12 protein-coding genes and 1 tRNA gene are annotated in these 15,127 nt (G+C 62.4%); 5 read left to right on the top strand and 8 right to left on the bottom strand.

What is annotated here, in order from left to right; translation table 11 throughout:
- Positions 1–310 precede the first annotated feature (310 nt).
- The 4 genes from htpX to def all read right to left on the bottom strand — a co-directional run bounded on the left by htpX (position 311) and on the right by def (position 3,550).
- On the bottom strand, positions 311–1,168 hold the full coding sequence (gene htpX, locus PQR42_RS32240; protein WP_012431382.1) for a zinc metalloprotease HtpX: 858 nt from the start codon (positions 1,166–1,168) through the stop codon (positions 311–313).
- A 103-nt stretch (positions 1,169–1,271) separates the two neighbouring features.
- Positions 1,272–1,913, bottom strand: coding sequence for a LysE family translocator (locus tag PQR42_RS32245; protein WP_408383770.1), 642 nt, complete (start codon positions 1,911–1,913; stop codon positions 1,272–1,274).
- A gap of 115 nt (positions 1,914–2,028) precedes the next feature.
- A complete protein-coding gene (fmt, locus tag PQR42_RS32250; RefSeq protein WP_408383772.1) occupies positions 2,029–3,015 on the bottom strand; it encodes a methionyl-tRNA formyltransferase in 987 nt (328 codons plus the stop codon).
- Positions 3,016–3,046: 31 nt separating this feature from the next.
- A complete protein-coding gene (gene def, locus PQR42_RS32255; protein ID WP_012431379.1) occupies positions 3,047–3,550 on the bottom strand; it encodes a peptide deformylase in 504 nt (167 codons plus the stop codon).
- A gap of 244 nt (positions 3,551–3,794) precedes the next feature.
- Between def and dprA the strand changes: the two genes are divergently transcribed.
- The 3 genes from dprA (at position 3,795) to PQR42_RS32270 (ending at position 8,445) form a co-directional block, all read left to right on the top strand.
- The gene (gene dprA / locus PQR42_RS32260; RefSeq protein WP_408383774.1) at positions 3,795–5,063 is read left to right on the top strand and encodes a DNA-processing protein DprA; all 1,269 of its coding nucleotides are present in this window, start codon (positions 3,795–3,797) and stop codon (positions 5,061–5,063) included.
- 89 nt (positions 5,064–5,152) lie between these two features.
- Positions 5,153–5,530 (top strand): thioredoxin family protein, encoded by a 378-nt coding sequence (locus PQR42_RS32265; protein ID WP_408212324.1) that lies wholly within the window; start codon positions 5,153–5,155, stop codon positions 5,528–5,530.
- A 248-nt stretch (positions 5,531–5,778) separates the two neighbouring features.
- Positions 5,779–8,445 (top strand): DNA topoisomerase III, encoded by a 2,667-nt coding sequence (locus tag PQR42_RS32270; RefSeq protein WP_408383777.1) that lies wholly within the window; start codon positions 5,779–5,781, stop codon positions 8,443–8,445.
- 153 nt (positions 8,446–8,598) lie between these two features.
- Here the strand turns inward: PQR42_RS32270 and gvmR are convergent, their stop codons facing one another.
- Both gvmR and PQR42_RS32280 read right to left on the bottom strand, forming a co-directional pair.
- A complete protein-coding gene (gvmR, locus tag PQR42_RS32275) occupies positions 8,599–9,705 on the bottom strand; it encodes a transcriptional regulator GvmR (RefSeq protein WP_408212318.1) in 1,107 nt (368 codons plus the stop codon).
- Positions 9,706–10,047: 342 nt separating this feature from the next.
- Positions 10,048–11,904 carry a phosphoenolpyruvate carboxykinase (GTP) gene (locus PQR42_RS32280; protein ID WP_408494431.1) on the bottom strand — a complete coding sequence of 619 codons (1,857 nt, stop codon included), beginning with the start codon at positions 11,902–11,904 and terminating at the stop codon, positions 10,048–10,050.
- A gap of 376 nt (positions 11,905–12,280) precedes the next feature.
- Here PQR42_RS32280 and PQR42_RS32285 point away from each other — a divergent pair, with 376 nt between their 5' ends.
- Positions 12,281–13,294 carry a D-2-hydroxyacid dehydrogenase family protein gene (locus PQR42_RS32285; protein ID WP_408212313.1) on the top strand — a complete coding sequence of 338 codons (1,014 nt, stop codon included), beginning with the start codon at positions 12,281–12,283 and terminating at the stop codon, positions 13,292–13,294.
- A gap of 88 nt (positions 13,295–13,382) precedes the next feature.
- Here the strand turns inward: PQR42_RS32285 and PQR42_RS32290 are convergent, their stop codons facing one another.
- On the bottom strand, positions 13,383–14,261 hold the full coding sequence (locus PQR42_RS32290; protein WP_408383779.1) for a patatin-like phospholipase family protein: 879 nt from the start codon (positions 14,259–14,261) through the stop codon (positions 13,383–13,385).
- 36 nt (positions 14,262–14,297) lie between these two features.
- Positions 14,298–14,702 carry a PaaI family thioesterase gene (locus tag PQR42_RS32295; RefSeq protein ID WP_408212307.1) on the bottom strand — a complete coding sequence of 135 codons (405 nt, stop codon included), beginning with the start codon at positions 14,700–14,702 and terminating at the stop codon, positions 14,298–14,300.
- A 203-nt stretch (positions 14,703–14,905) separates the two neighbouring features.
- Here PQR42_RS32295 and PQR42_RS32300 point away from each other — a divergent pair.
- A tRNA-Lys gene (locus PQR42_RS32300) sits at positions 14,906–14,981 on the top strand.
- Positions 14,982–15,127: the final 146 nt, after the last annotated feature.

Raw genomic sequence — 15,127 nt, forward strand, 5'->3', positions numbered from 1 at the left:
CGAGTTCGCGGCGAGCAAGGAGACGGGAATCTGAAGCGTAGGTTCAGCGATCCGGTGCGGACCTGGCGTGGCACGGCGCACGGGCCGGCGGGCGGTCCGTGACCGTGGTGATTGCAAATCCACGGCCAGCAGGAAGGCCGGATCTGAAGCGCAGGTCAACGATCCGACGCGGACCTTCAGACGCCGGTGAAGAGATTGATGTTCACGTCATCAGGCAGCGTCATCGCTCGCTCACGCTCCGTTGCGCCGGAATAAAAAAGGCGAGCCCACGGACTCGCCTTTCCTCACGTCGCATAAGTGCCGCGCAGCGTTATTCGAAGCGCCCCGTACGCGCCATTTCCATCAAACGCGCGATGCGCTCTTCGGTGGCCGGGTGCGTGGAGAACAGATTCGCGATGCCGCCGCCCGACAGCGGATTCATGATCATCATTTGCGCGGTGGCCGGATGCTGCTCGGCCGTGGGGAACGGAATCCCGCTCGCGTAACGATGGATCTTGTCGAGCGCCGAAGCGAGCGCTTGCGGGTCGCCGGAAATCTGCGCGCCGCCGCGGTCGGCTTCGAATTCACGTGCGCGTGAAATCGCCATCTGGATCAACGCACCGGCGATCGGCGCCAGCAGCGCGACGGCGATGCCTGCGATCGGGTTCGTGGAACGGCCGTTTTCGTCGCGGCTGCCGAAGAACATCGCGAAGTTCGCCAGCGCGGAAATGGCGCCGGCCATGGTGGCCGAAATGGTCGAGATCAGAATGTCGCGATGCTTCACATGCGAGAGCTCGTGCGCCATGACCCCGCGCATTTCGCGCTCGGACAGCACGCGCAGAATGCCGGTGGTAGCGGCGACCGCCGCATGCTCCGGATTGCGGCCGGTGGCGAACGCGTTCGGCGCGTCTTCGTTGATCAGGTAGACGCGCGGCATGGGCAGGCCGGCGCGCGTGGAGAGCTCGCGCACCATGCGGTAGAACTGCGGCGCACTGGTTTCGTCGACTTCCTGCGCGTTGTACATACGCAGGACCATCTTGTCCGAGAACCAGTACGAAAAGAAATTCATCCCAAGGGCGATCACGAGCGCGATCGTCATGCCGCGCGACCCGCCGATCATCCCGCCGATCACGATGAAAAGGGCCGTGATCGCGGCCATCAACATCGCGGTTTTGACCCAATTGAACATGTCTGCCACTCCTTGCCCTAACGCGGGTTCATATCTGCGCCGCGTGATCGCGGCGCCCGATTGTAAGCGAAATGTTAGATATGGGCGCGCAAGGAAAATTCAATCATCTTGATGCGGTGGCGAGCTTGAGACCCAAGCCGACAAAAGCACCGCCGACACCGCGATCCAGCCACTTCTTCACCGACGGCTGGCCCGAGAAGCGCCGCGTCACACTGCCCGCGATCCACGCGACAAAACTGTTCCAGAGCATGCTCATCACGACGAACACCGCGCCCAGCGTGAGGAAGGCAAGCGCTTTGTGGTCGCTGCCGGTCGTCACGAATTGCGGGAAGAACGACACGAAAAACAGTACCACCTTGGGGTTCAGCACGTTGGTCCAGAAACCGTGCAGGAAAAGCTGGCGCAGGGATTTGGGCGCCCCGGCCGCGCGCGCTTCGCCCGCAGCCTGATCGGCGACCGGCTTGGCGAAGAGCAAGCGCACGCCGAGATACATCAGATAAATAGCGCCGACGAACTTGATAACCGTGAACGCGGTGGCCGACGCGGCCAGCAGCGCGGTCAAGCCGAACGCGCAGGCCAGCGAGTGAACGCAGCAGCCGGCGGAAATGCCAAGCGCCGACATGAGACCCGCGCCACGGCCTTGAGCGACACTTCGCCCGACGATGTAAGCCGTATCGGGACCGGGCGTCACGTTCAGAAGAAAGACCGCGACGACGAAAAACTCGAAATGGGTAATGCCGAACATGTGAATCCTCTAAATCCGGGGCTGTTGCATGGAGGATTCTAACGCGCGGCAGGCCTGTCCAGCGGGGTCTCGAACATCGGCCGAATGGACGATGTTCAAGCCACAAGCAGCGGTGCTACTTTGCTTCGGGAAGTTGAAAGCGCTGCCCCACAGCCAGCGTCGAGCCGGCCAGGAATTCGCGTACCGGCAGGCGTTTGCCGCCCGGTTTCTGCAATTGCGTGAGACGCAGCGCGCCTTCGCCACAGGCTACGACTACGCCTTCGGGAGAGACGTCGGTGATCGTGCCGGGTGCGCTGTTGGCTTGCGCTTCAGTGGGAACCGCGGCCCAGAGCTTGATCGACGTGCCGTCTTCAAGCGTGCCGACGCCACCAGGGAACGGGTCGAACGCGCGCACCTGGCGCGCGAGTACCGCCGCCGGGCGGCGCCAGTCGAGCGCGGCTTCGTGCTTGCCGATCTTTTCGGCGTAGGTCACGCCGTCCGCGGGTTGGGGCGTTGCCGCCAGTTTGCCGGCGCGCTCGAGTTCGATCAGCGCCTCGACGATCAGCTTCGCGCCGTCTTGCGCGAGACGGTCGTGCAACGTGGCTGTCGTGTCGTCGACGGAAATCGCGGTGCGCGTTTCGGAAATCATCGCGCCGGTGTCGAGGCCGACATCCATCTGCATCAGCGTGATGCCGGTTTCGGCGTCGCCCGCTTCAATCGCGCGATGAATCGGCGCGGCGCCGCGCCAGCGTGGCAACAACGACGCGTGAATGTTGATGCACCCAAGCGGCGCAATATCGAGCACTTCCTGCGGCAGGATGAGGCCGTAAGCGGCTACGACCATGACGTCGTGCGGCGTGGCGCGCAGTTGATCGATCGCGGCGGCGGCTTCGGCCGGATATTTACCGGCGCGGCGCAGCGAAGGTGGCTGGGCGACGGCCAGACCGTGCTCCTGCGCGTAGCGCTTGACCGGGCTCGCCTGCAATTTCATGCCGCGCCCGGCGGGCCGGTCCGGCTGGGTCAGCACGAGCGGCACCGGGAAACCGGCGCCGTGGATCGCGGCCAGCGCGGCCGCGGCGAACTCCGGCGTACCGGCAAAGACAACGCGCAACGAATGACTCATGAACGGGAGCGGTAGGCGAGGTGAACGCGCATTACATCGCGTGGGCGAGCTTCTTCATCTTGCTCTTGATGCGCGTCTGCTTCAGCGACGACAGGTACTCGACGAATACGCGGCCCATCAGGTGATCCATTTCGTGCTGGATGCACACCGCGAGCAGGCCTTCGCAGTCCATCTCGAAGGTTTCGCCCTTCTCGTTGAGCGCCCGCACGCGCACTTTCTCGGCGCGCTCGACATTGTCGTAAATGCCCGGCACCGAGAGACACCCCTCTTCCGAAAGCTTCCTTTCGTCGCTCGACCAGATGATTTCGGGGTTGATGAAGGCGAGCAGTTCGTTGTGGTCGTCCGACACGTCGATCGTGATCACGCGTTCGTGCACGTCCACCTGGGTCGCGGCAAGGCCGACGCCCGGCGCGGCGTACATGGTTTCGGCCATGTCCTTGACGAGGCGGCGGATGCGGTCGTTGACCGCTTCGACCGGCTTCGCGATTTTGTGCAGCCGTTTGTCCGGGTAATTGAGGATGTTCAGTAAAGCCATGATCTCGAGTGTGAATTTCGGGCGCCGCTGACCGGTGGAAGGCTCGCGTTGGCCTTTCGGCCAGGTTGTGAGCCCGTCGCGTTACGCAGAGGATAGATGGTGTCGAACCGGTTCGATTCAACGCGCTCCGTGCGCTAAACGACGAGCCCGCGCGGGTAGGCGCGGCGCTGCAGTTATTTCGGATGATGAAAATTTTAGCATGGCGCCCGCCTGCCCGCTGGCCCTGCAGGAGGATCGACACGCAATGCACACCTTGCCCGCAACCGATATTGAACTCGCCGCATGGCTGCGGCTTGCGCTCGCGCCGGGGCTGAAACCCGCTGCGCTGCGCTTGCTGCTGGGCGCTTTGGGATTGCCAAAAACGATTTTCGATCAAACGCCCGAGGCGCTCGCCGAGATTGCCGGTGAAGCCGCGGCACGCGCGGCACTGGCGCCGACGGGTCCCGAATTCGACGCCCAGCTGGACGCGGTGATCGCGTGGCGCGAGCAACCCGGCAATCAGGTCGTGACACTCGACGACCCCGCTTATCCGCCGGCGCTGCTGACCATGCCCGATCCACCGCCCCTGCTATATATAAAGGGCCGGTTGAGCCTGTTGCACACGCGAGCGGTGGCTCTCGTGGGAAGCCGCAGCGCGACGCCGCAAGGCGTTGAAGATGCGGAGCGATTCGCGCGTGAGCTGTCGGTGGCCGGTGTCACCGTCGTCTCGGGGCTCGCGCTCGGCATCGACGGCGCCGCGCATCGGGGCGGGCTGGAGGGCGTCGGCGGCACCGTCGCCGTGATCGGTACCGGCGCGGACCTCGTGTATCCGGCGGCGCATCACGCGCTGGCGCGGCAGATCGCGGTACAGGGTGCGATTCTCTCCGAATGGCCGCTCGGTACGCCCGCGCGCGCCGCCAATTTTCCGCAGCGTAACCGTTTAATCGCCGGGCTCGTCAGCGGCGTGGTGATCGTCGAAGCGGCGATGCGCTCCGGTTCGCTGATCACGGCGCGGCTCGCCAATGAGATGGGACGCGATATCTTCGCGTTGCCCGGCTCGATTCACGCACCGCTGTCGCGCGGGTGTCATCGGATCATCAAGCAGGGCGCAAAGCTTGTGGAAACGCCGGATGAGGTGCTGGAGGAGCTGGGCTTTGCACGGCGGGCAGCGCCGCGAGCGGCTTCCAGTTCGGCGCATGCCGTTCTTTGGGGCGGCGCCGATTCAAGGAATACGACAGCAGCCAGCGGTGCGGCGGAGGATCGGCCGGAGTTGGCAGCGACGCAGACAGCAGAAACTTGTCCGGGTGACTCAGCTGCTGCATCGATGGGGGACATGCCATCCTGCCCGCCGGTCGATCACGAAGCACAGCGCCTCCTCGCCGCGCTCGGCCATTCGCCCACCACGCTTGAAATTCTCGCCACCCGCACCGAGATGGGGGACGCAGCCCTGCAAACCACTTTGCTGCAACTCGAACTCGCAGGCCAGGTAAGCGTGCTGCCCGGCGGCCGCTTCATGCGGACGAGCCACGGTTGACCCGGCATTGATCAGAGTTGACCACCATTCGGGATCGGCCATGCTACATTCGCGCCAAAGCACCTGACAAAAGTACGCAAGGAACCACCATGCCCGCGCTAAACCTCGACACCGACCAAGACCGGATCGCCGAGCGCGTTAACGAACCCGAGACGCTGTTCGTTGCCTGCCTATGCGCGGAATGGTGCGGAACCTGCCGTGAGTATCGAGACGCTTTTGACAAGCTGGCCGACCGGCACCCGGAAATCTGTTTCGCATGGATCGATATAGAGACCCATGCGGACCGGTTCGAGGATCTGGATGTTGAGAATTTTCCGACCATCCTGATCGAAGACTCGGTAACGACACGTTTTTTCGGCACCGTTTTGCCGCAGGCGGCGATTGTGGAACGGATGTTGTCTGATCTGACGGCCGTGCCCGGCGTCAGCGGCGCGCCGAAACTGCGGCCGGCGCTGGCTGTCGCCTGATTCGGACCGCCGGCCCGCGAGCCCAGCGGCCCGGGCGTTGCGAGCGGTGCACAAGGTGTTTGCCGCAGCTTGCCCGATGCCTGAGCACGCAACTATGATTTCGCGCTTTTATCGCACTTGACACGCCGGTCTCGCGCCGTGTGCTATAAAGCGGTCGTTAATGGGTCGCAAAGGTCGCAAACGAGGGTCGCGCTAACAGAAGCGCACTCAAGGCCATCAACCCGGATCTACCAACCTCACATCGAGTCATGTCCAAAGCACTGATCATCGCCGAAAAGCCTTCCGTCGCGAACGACATCGCGCGCGCTTTGGGCGGCTTTACCAAGCATGACGAATACTACGAGAGCGACGACTACGTCCTTTCCTCGGCAGTCGGCCATCTGCTGGAAATTGCCGCGCCTGAAGACTATGAAGTCAAACGCGGCAAGTGGAGTTTCGCCAATCTGCCCGTCATTCCGCCGCACTTCGATCTCAACCCGATCGCCAAGAGCGAGTCGCGCCTGAAGGTGCTGACCAAGCTGCTCAAGCGCAAAGACGTCGACCGTCTGATCAACGCATGTGACGCGGGGCGCGAAGGCGAGCTGATTTTCCGCTTGATCGCGCAACACGCGAAAGCCAAACAGCCAGTGCAGCGCCTGTGGTTGCAATCCATGACGGCGGGCGCGATCCGCGACGGCTTCGCCCGTCTGCGCAGCGACGAAGAAATGCAGCCGCTCGCCGATGCGGCGCGCTGCCGCTCGGAAGCGGACTGGCTGGTCGGCATCAACGGCACGCGGGCTATGACCGCGTTCAACAGCAAGGGCGGCGGCTTCTTCCTGACTACGGTCGGGCGGGTGCAAACGCCGACGCTGTCAATCGTGGTCGAGCGCGAAGAGAAGATTCGCCGCTTCGTGCCGCGCGACTATTGGGAAGTGAAAGCGGAATTCGTCTGCTCGGCCGGCTTCTACGAAGGCCGCTGGTTCGATCCGAAATTCAAGCGCGACGAGTTCGATCCGGAAAAGCGCGATTCACGTCTGTGGGCACTGCCCGCGGCCGAAACGATCGTCGCCGCCTGCCGTGGGCAGATCGGCACGGTGACCGAAGAATCGAAGCCGTCCACGCAACTCTCGCCGGCCCTGTTCGACCTGACCAGCTTGCAGCGCGAGGCCAACGGCCGCTTCGGCTTCTCGGCGAAGAACACCCTGGGCCTCGCCCAGGCGCTGTACGAAAAGCACAAGGTGCTGACCTATCCCCGTACCGACGCGCGCGCGCTGCCGGAAGACTATATGGATACGGTCAAAGAGACGCTCGGCATGCTCAAGGAGAGCAACAATTATCTGCCGTTCGCCAAGCAGGTGCTCGACAAGGGCTGGGTGAAGCCGAACAAGCGCATCTTCGATAACTCGAAGATCAGCGACCACTTCGCAATCATCCCGACGCTGCAGGCACCGAAGAATCTGTCCGAACCGGAACAGAAGCTGTACGACCTCGTCGTGAAGCGCTTCCTTGCGGTGTTTTTCCCGGCCGCCGAATTCAAGGTGACGACGCGGATCACGGAAGTGGTCGGCCATCACTTCAAGACCGAAGGCAAGGTGCTGGTCGAACCGGGCTGGTTGCAGGTTTATGGACGTGAGATCAGCGGCGAAGACGCGAACCTCGTGCCGGTGCAGAAGGACGAGAAGGTCAAGACCGATAAGATCGCCGCCCAGCAACTGGTGACGAAACCGCCGGCACGCTACAACGAAGCTACGTTGCTGTCGGCCATGGAAGGCGCGGGCAAGCTCGTCGAAGACGACGAATTGCGCGAAGCGATGGCGGCCAAGGGGCTCGGCACACCGGCCACGCGTGCGGCGATCATCGAAGGTTTGCTGGGTGAAAAGTATCTGATTCGCGAAGGCCGCGATCTGATTCCGACCGCCAAGGCTTTCCAACTCATGACGCTGTTGCGCGGTCTCGGCGTGAAGGAACTGACAGCGCCCGAATTGACCGGCGAGTGGGAGTACAAGCTGTCGCAAATGGAACGCGGCAACCTGCCGCGCGACGCGTTCATGCAGGAAATCGCCCGCATGACGCAGACTATCGTCAAGCGCGCGAAAGAGTACGATTCCGACACGATCCCAGGCGATTACGCGACGTTGCAGACGCCGTGTCCGAATTGCGGCGGTCAGGTGAAGGAAAACTACCGGCGCTTTGCCTGCTCGAAATGCGAGTTCTCGATTTCGAAGATTCCGGGCGGACGTCAGTTCGAAATTCCAGAAGTCGAAGAACTGCTGCAGAACAAGACGATCGGGCCGCTGTCGGGTTTCCGCAGCAAGATGGGCCGGCCGTTCTCGGCAATCCTGAAGCTCTCGCTCGACGACGAGATCAAGAACTACAAGCTCGAATTCGACTTCGGACAGGACGCGGGCGGCGAAGATGGCGAACCGCCTGACTTCTCCGATCAGCAACCGGTGGGCGCATGCCCGAAGTGCAAGGGCCGCGTGTTCGAGCACGGCATGAGCTACGTCTGCGAGAACTCGGTCGCCAACCCGAAGACATGCGACTTCCGTTCCGGCAAGGTGATCCTGCAGCAGGAAATCGCCCGCGAACAGATGGCCAAGCTGCTCGAAGAAGGCCGCACGGATCTGCTGACGAACTTCAAGTCGTCGCGTACCGGGCGTAACTTCAAGGCCTTCCTCGTCAAGCAGAACGACGGCAAGATCGGCTTCGAGTTCGAGAAGAAGGAACCGTCGGCGAAGACTGCCGCGAAGACCGCGGCAGCGAAGGCGGCCAACGCAGCGCCGGAATCAGAGTCCGAGGACGGTGAAACGCCGGTGGCAGTGAAGGCAGCGCCGGCAGCCAAGAAGGCTGCGGCGAAAAAAGCACCGGCGGCTAAGACCGCGGCGGCCAAGAAAGCCCCCGCCAAGAAGGCGGTGGCCCGCAAGACCGGCTCGTAATTCGAACCGGTGGCCGGAAGCGGACCCGCTTCCGGCTCGCTTCATTTCGACTTGCCACGAAAAAAAGGCGCGATCACATAAGTGACCGCGCCTTTTTGTTTATCCGCCGGAAAGCGCCTATCGGCGGCTTCGCCGGCTTGATCGATCCACCACTTACAGCGGCGACAAAGCTGTGGGCCGGGGGGTGCGAGGCGTCGTCTTGGCCAGCGTCTTCGGCAGCGGCGATAACTCGCTGTCCAGCAGGCGCGAGAGCGGCTCAGCGCCGTCGAACGCTTCGGGCGGCAAGGGGTCCGCGGAATCGAGCACCGTCGTCGTGGCGGTCCGGCCAAGGCCGTCCTCCTTGATCCACTGTTCACCCAGCAGGCTGTTCGGCGTCTGGCTGAAATGCTCGACCAGATGGTCGATGAACGTACGTACCTTTGCCGGCAAGTGACGGCGGCTCGGATACGCAATGTTGATCTCGACCTGCGGCAACCGGTAATCGCCGAGCAGACGCACGAGCCGGCCACGCGTCATGTCGCGGCCGATCAGATAGCTCGGCAGGATCGCGATGCCCATGCCGAGCAACGCAAACTGACGCAGCATTTCCGTGTTGTTCGCGACGATCACGTTCGACGGCCGCACGCGCACTTCGCCTTCCGGACCAGTGAACACGCGCTCGTCGCCCCAATATTCGGAGGGCAGACTCAAGCACGGATGCTCGAGCAGATGCTCCGGACGCGTGGGCATGCCGTGCTTCTCCAGATACGCCGGCGTGGCGCACACCGTCATGCAGCCCGTGGTGAGACGCCGGGTGACGATGCTGGCGCTGCGCATTTGCCGCGCAATCACCACGCCCACGTCGAAGCCTTCTTCGACCAGATCGACCTGGCGGTCGACGAGCGTGACATCGGGAATGACTTTCGGATAGCGCTCCGCGTACGTCTGGAGCACGGGCGCGAGATTGTGCAGCCCGAACACGACCGGTGCGACGATTCGCAACGTGCCGACGGGCTCGTGATTGCGCGCGACCACCATCTGCTCGACGTCTTCCAGTTCGTCGAGAATCTGGCGCGCGCGCTCGAGATAAACCTGACCCGATTCGGTCAGAGACAAGCTGCGGGTGGTGCGATTGAGCAGCCGCGTACCTAGACGGCCTTCGAGGTCGGCAACGTGGCGGGTGGCAACTGCGTTGGAAATATCCATCGCGCTCGCAGCGCGGGCAAAACTGCCGAGATCCGCCACTCTGACGAAAACTCGCATCGACTGCAAATGATCCATAGGACAACTCCTGCCGTGTTACTGCTTCCTGACAATTAGTGAAAACCAGTGAAGCGAACTTGGAATTCTCCTACGACTCGCGAAATCGTGCAGAAGTTGCCCGCGAAAGCGGAAATATTGTCGATATTTGTGCGACTGTGTTCCCCAATGTGGGGCGTGATCATCGATTGTTCCCTGAAGGGAAACAATCTGCTGCAGTGCAGCTTGAACTGTCTTTTTTGTTCGAACAGACGGAACGATCGCTCCGGCATTACGGATTTAGAAAAAATCGCCGGGGGAGGGGCAGACCACAAAGAAAAACCGCCCGAAGGCGGTTTTCGTGCGAAGTGAACACTCACATGATCAGGCGGCGAGTTTCCCTTCGAGTGCGCGTTTAGCCTCGGTCAGCGCCGGCGGCAGGCCTTGCTGCAATGTGTCAAACAGCTCGGAGTGCAGCGCGAGTTCGGCGCGCCAGGCTGCGTCGTCGACGGAAATGACCTGCTCGAACTGTTCCCGGCTGAAATTCAGCCCGCTCCAGTCGATGTCCTCGTAGTGCGGCGACATGCCGAACGCATGTTCCTCACCTTGAGCCGAGCCTTCGATCCGGCCGACCATCCAGCTCAGCACCCGCATGTTCTCGCCGAAGCCCGGCCACACGAACTTGCCATCCGCGCCCTTGCGGAACCAGTTGACGCAGAAGATTTTCGGCAGCTTCGCGTTCAGTTGCTCCAGACGCTCACCCGTTTTCAGCCAGTGACCGAAGTAGTCGCTCATGTTGTAGCCGCAGAACGGCAGCATCGCGAACGGATCGCGACGCACCACGCCCTGCTGGCCGGACGCGGCGGCTGTCGTTTCGGAACCCATGGTCGCCGCCATGTAGACGCCTTCCACCCAGTTGCGCGCCTCGGTGACGAGCGGCACGGTGGTGGAGCGGCGTCCGCCGAAGATGAATGCATCGATCGCGACGCCCGCCGGATTTTCCCAGTCGGGGTCGATGGACGGACATTGCGAGGCCGGTGCCGTAAAGCGCGCGTTCGGGTGCGCCGCCTTGCGGCCGCTTTCCTTCGCGCTGGCCGGCGTCCAGTCCTTGCCTTGCCAGTCGATCAGGTGCGCGGGCGCTTCGTCCGTCATGCCTTCCCACCAGACGTCGCCGTCGTCGGTGAGCGCGACGTTCGTGAATATCACGTTTTCCTTCAACGTGGCCATCGCGTTGAAGTTGGTCTTTTCGCTCGTGCCCGGCGCCACGCCGAAGTAGCCGGCTTCCGGATTGATCGCGTAGAGGCGGCCGTCCTTGCCCGGTTTGATCCAGGCGATATCGTCGCCGATCGTGGAGATTTTCCAGCCGTTCAGGCCTTCAGGCGGGATCAGCATCGCGAAGTTGGTCTTGCCGCATGCCGACGGAAACGCCGCCGCGACATGATGCTTGCGGCCTTCCGGCGAGGTCACGCCGAGAATCAGCATATGCTCGGCGAGCCAGCCTTCGTCGCGGCCCATGGTCGAGGCGATGCGCAGCGCGAAGCACTTCTTGCCCAGCAGCGCATTGCCGCCGTAGCCCGAGCCGTAGCTCCAGATTTCGCGCGATTCAGGGAAGTGGACGATGTATTTGGTTTCGTTGCACGGCCACGGCACGTCTTTCTCGCCGGCCGCGAGCGGCGCGCCGACCGAATGAACGCACGGCACGAACTCGCCGTCTTCGCCGAGCACGTCGTACACCTTGCGGCCCATGCGCGTCATGATGCGCATGTTGGTGACCACGTACGGGCTGTCGCTCAATTCGACGCCGATATGCGCGATCGGCGAACCAAGCGGGCCCATCGAAAACGGCACCACGTACATGGTGCGGCCGCGCATGGCGCCTTCGAACAGGCCGTCGAGCGTCGAGCGCATTTCGGCCGGCGCGATCCAGTTATTGGTGGGACCCGCGTCCTCGCGGCGCTGCGAGCAGATGAAGGTGCGGTCTTCGACGCGCGCCACATCGGACGGGTCGGACCATGCGAGATAAGAATTGGGACGTTTCGCGGGATTGAGCTTCTTGAGCGTGCCTGCTTCGACCATCTGCGCGCAAAGCCGGTCGTATTCCTCCTGCGAGCCGTCGCACCAGACGATCCGATCCGGCTTGGTCTTCGCGGCAACGCGCTGGACCCAGTCGAGCAGCTTTCGGTGTTTGACCCACGCGGGCGCCTCGATAGTGGGCTGTCCTTCGAATGAGGGGTGGTTCATCGACTTGTCTCCGTTTTGAAAAGCAATAGAAAAACGGTACAAGCCCAGAGACGCTGCATGCGAGAGGCATTCAATTCTTCACGCCGGGTTCCTGCCACCCGACGCACAATTGTGCAGGTCGTTCCGGGCTACACAGCCTGTTGAGCGGAGACGCCAGCCGACGGGCTTCTGCAACCGTCTGTAAAGCGGCTTGCCTCAACACGCAACAAACTGTTAAAAACGATGTCAATCGGCCTTGCCGTGGCGCTGCCATTCTGTGCGGTAGCTACTACGGTAAGGCATTCAGCCAGACCGGCATGTGACCTAGGTCACATGATGGGACAGTCAGCATAACATTCCGTTCCGCACCACCAAGGTGCGTCGCAAGACACATACCATGAAGATTGCCATCCTCGACGATTACCAGGACGCCGTTCGCAAGCTCGACTGCTTTCAATTGCTGGCCGACCATGAGGTCAAGGTTTTCAACAACACCGTCCGCGGTCTCGGCCAGTTGGCAAGCCGTCTGTCCGAAGTCGATGCCCTCGTCCTGATTCGCGAACGCACCCGCATCAGCTCGCAACTTCTCGATAAATTGCCGCGTTTGCGCATGATCAGTCAGACCGGCAAGGTCTCGAGCCACATCGATCTGAACGCGTGTACCGAGCGCGGCATTGCCGTGCTGGAAGGCACCGGCTCACCGTTCGCGCCTGCCGAGTTGACGTGGGCTCTCATCATGGCGGCCCAACGGCGGATTCCGCAATACGTAGCAAACCTTAAGCAAGGGGCCTGGCAGCAGTCCGGCCTGAAGACATCGGCGCTGCCGCCGAACTTCGGTTTGGGCCAGGTATTGCGTGGCCAGACGCTGGGGATCTGGGGTTACGGCAAGATCGGCCGGCTGGTGGCCGGCTATGGCAAGGCGTTCGGCATGAACGTGCTGATCTGGGGCCGCGAGCATTCGCGCGAAGCCGCTCGCGCCGACGGTTACGGCGTGGCGGAGAGCCGCGAGGCGCTGTTCGAGCAGAGCGACGTGCTGTCGCTGCACTTGCGCATGCACGACGACACGCGCGGCATCGTCAAACAGGAAGACCTGATGCGGATGAAGCCGACCGCGCTGCTCGTGAACACGAGCCGGGCCGAACTGCTCGACGAGAACGCGCTGGTGAATGCGCTGTCGCACAACCGTCCGGGCATGGTCGCGATCGACGTCTACGAAAGCGAGCCGATTCTGCAGGGATACAGCCTGTTGCGCATGGAGAACGTGATCTGCACGCCGCACATCGGCTATGTGGAGCGCGAAAGCTACGAGCAGTATTTCACCGCGGCATTCAAGAATATTCTGGCCTTCGACGCTGGCGAAACGGCCAGCGTGGCGAATCCGGAAGCTTTGCAGGGCGGCCGTCGGCGTTAAAAACGCCGTGCTTCACGGCGCGCGGAGCGCCGAGCGGATTCGTGCGGCGCGGTTGTCGCCGTTTGGATCCGCGCCGCCGCCAGTCAATTCATCGCGCTGCTTCGTGCGCGCCGGCTTCCAGCAGATCAGGCATGCGTTCGAGGAAAATCTCACCATCGGCGCGGCCGAGGTTGTACGCGTGCACCATCTGCGAGGGGCTCGTGTAATCCCAACTGGAAATCGGCACCTTGCGCGACGGCTGCACGTAGAGCCGTTGCTGCACGCCGTGCGGCACGACGAACATCTGCGGCCGCGGATAAAGGCGAGTGACCATTACCAGCACGTTGCCCGGCGCATCGGCGTCGAGCGCGCCGACCGGCACGTTATCGACCATCCCGCCATCCAGCACTGGCCGGCCGTTGCGCCGCAGAACCGGCGTGAAAGGCGGCGTACTCGATGATTGCAAAATCAGATCCGCCAGATCCTCGACGCTCGCGCAATCCTGCGCGCGCACGAACTCCGGATGAAAGCCGAGCGTCTGACCGAGCGTCGGATGCAGCGTCTTGCGCACATATTTTTCGATGTTGTACGCGATCAGGCCAGCGGCAACCGCGCTGCGCGCGCCGAGCCAGCGCGGCAGATGCGACACGCCGATGCGGATTTCCGGCGCATCGGCGAGTGTCGAAAACTTCTCGCCGTAGATGTCGAGCAGCGCCTGACGGTAGATGCGGTAATGCGGAAACACCGACTCGCCGCGTAGCAGATTGCCCCAATAGGCGTTGCGGGTGTTGTGGCGCAGCGCGTCTTCGTAATAGCGCATGACCCAGTCGGAATCGCGCGTGTAGAGCATGCAGGCGGTGGCGGCGCCGGCCGAAATGCCGGTGATGACGCGCGGCCGGATCCGCAACTCCGGCTGGATCACGTCCCAGAAACCCGCCTGCCACCAGCAGCGATTGCCGCCGCCGGCGAATACGACCTGATCGAACATCCTGGTTTTTCCTCTAATGCGGCTCTCTGGCGCGTTCTAGTCGAGCAGTGCGTAGGTGGTGGTGGCGTGGACGGCCATGTTGCCGGATTCGTCGAATAATTCGACTTCGCCGAACACCAGATTGCGGCCCATGCGCAGCACCCGGGCCGTGATGAGCACGTCGCCCTTACGCACCGCGCGCATGAAATTGATATTGAGCGAGACGGTGGTCATCGGCTTGAAACCGCCGAGCGCGGCCGAAATGGCGACGATCATCGCCGTGTCCGCCGCGGCCATGAAGACCTGCCCGCAGATCACGCCGCCCGCATGGCGCAAGCCGCCCGAAAACGGCAGGCGCAGCGTGGCACCTTCCTCATTGACCTTGACCGGCGTCAGTGTGAGCGCACGCACCCACGGCGCGAGGATGCGGTCGAGCAACTCGATAATCTCTTTGTCATCCATGGCAATCCCCGGTCGAAAGCCGCGCGAGGCTTCGTGCGGCAAGGTGTCCGCGACATGATACCGGGACGATGCAGGCAACGCCTTTTTCACGACAGCGCGTCCATCGAGGAACGCCTCTGGGCCGTGGATGCAAATATTTTTAAGAAATCTGCTAAAGGGACTTGGCAAGCCCGAAAAATTTCTGCATAATTTCGCTTCTGTTGGGGGCGTTAGCTCAGTTGGTAGAGCAGCGGACTCTTAATCCGTAGGTCGAGTGTTCGAGTCACTCACGCCCCACCAAAGATTCAAAGCAAAAAGCCCGGTCCTTGCGACCGGGCTTTTTGCGTTCTGGGCTCCGTGTAGACAACACTGCTTAGTGCCCTCCCTTGCGCAGCCGGCTTCCGATATCGTGTCGGCTGGCCTCGCCATCAATGTGATCGGCATGA

This window comes from Paraburkholderia sediminicola, assembly GCF_046027355.1.
Lineage (GTDB): Bacteria > Pseudomonadota > Gammaproteobacteria > Burkholderiales > Burkholderiaceae > Paraburkholderia > Paraburkholderia sediminicola_B.

What these genes read in the sequence shown, in the direction of transcription:
- htpX (WP_012431382.1), bottom strand. Translation starts at nt 1,168, where the DNA reads ATGTTCAATTGGGTCAAAACCGCGATGTTGATGGCCGCGATCACGGCC.
- PQR42_RS32245 (WP_408383770.1), bottom strand. Translation starts at nt 1,913, where the DNA reads ATGTTCGGCATTACCCATTTCGAGTTTTTCGTCGTCGCGGTCTTTCTT.
- fmt (WP_408383772.1), bottom strand. Translation starts at nt 3,015, where the DNA reads ATGAGTCATTCGTTGCGCGTTGTCTTTGCCGGTACGCCGGAGTTCGCC.
- def (WP_012431379.1), bottom strand. Translation starts at nt 3,550, where the DNA reads ATGGCTTTACTGAACATCCTCAATTACCCGGACAAACGGCTGCACAAA.
- dprA (WP_408383774.1), top strand. Translation starts at nt 3,795, where the DNA reads ATGCACACCTTGCCCGCAACCGATATTGAACTCGCCGCATGGCTGCGG.
- PQR42_RS32265 (WP_408212324.1), top strand. Translation starts at nt 5,153, where the DNA reads ATGCCCGCGCTAAACCTCGACACCGACCAAGACCGGATCGCCGAGCGC.
- PQR42_RS32270 (WP_408383777.1), top strand. Translation starts at nt 5,779, where the DNA reads ATGTCCAAAGCACTGATCATCGCCGAAAAGCCTTCCGTCGCGAACGAC.
- gvmR (WP_408212318.1), bottom strand. Translation starts at nt 9,705, where the DNA reads ATGGATCATTTGCAGTCGATGCGAGTTTTCGTCAGAGTGGCGGATCTC.
- PQR42_RS32280 (WP_408494431.1), bottom strand. Translation starts at nt 11,904, where the DNA reads ATGAACCACCCCTCATTCGAAGGACAGCCCACTATCGAGGCGCCCGCG.
- PQR42_RS32285 (WP_408212313.1), top strand. Translation starts at nt 12,281, where the DNA reads ATGAAGATTGCCATCCTCGACGATTACCAGGACGCCGTTCGCAAGCTC.
- PQR42_RS32290 (WP_408383779.1), bottom strand. Translation starts at nt 14,261, where the DNA reads ATGTTCGATCAGGTCGTATTCGCCGGCGGCGGCAATCGCTGCTGGTGG.
- PQR42_RS32295 (WP_408212307.1), bottom strand. Translation starts at nt 14,702, where the DNA reads ATGGATGACAAAGAGATTATCGAGTTGCTCGACCGCATCCTCGCGCCG.